This is a genomic window from Arthrobacter sp. SO5, assembly GCF_020532805.1.
In the GTDB taxonomy this organism is placed as follows: Bacteria; Actinomycetota; Actinomycetes; order Actinomycetales; family Micrococcaceae; genus Arthrobacter.
Genome location: NZ_MQTQ01000094.1, coordinates 1 through 426 on the forward strand (window position 1 = coordinate 1; position 426 = coordinate 426).

The following is a 426-nucleotide window of genomic DNA, read 5'->3' on the forward strand; positions in this document are numbered from 1 at the left end:
TACAGCGGTGGTGGAGATCGTGATCGTAAGCCGTACGGTGACCGTGCCCCGCGTGAAGGCGGCGGCGAGCGTCGTAGCTACAGCGGTGGCGGGGACCGTAAGCCGCCCTACAGCGGTGGTGGAGATCGTAAGCCGCCCTACAGCGGTGGCGGCGACCGTGATTCTAGGCCGTATGGTGACCGTCCGGCGCGCGAAGGCGGCGGCGAGCGTCGTAGCTACAGCGGTGGCGGCGATCGTAAACCGCCCTACAGCGGTGGCGGCGACCGTGATCGTAAGCCGTACGGGGACCGTCCGGCGCGCGATGGTGAGCGCAAACCATTCAGCGGTGGCGGGGACCGTAAGCCGCCGTACAGCGGTGGTGGAGATCGTGATCGTAAGCCGTACGGTGACCGTGCCCCGCGTGAAGGCGGCGGCGAGCGTCGTAGC

At 68.3% G+C, this 426-nt stretch carries 1 protein-coding gene; it reads right to left on the reverse strand.

What is annotated here, in order from left to right; all coding sequences use genetic code 11:
* A partial coding sequence (locus BJG92_RS16705) for a hypothetical protein (protein WP_232085107.1) occupies window positions 1–426 on the reverse strand: 426 nt, incomplete at both ends.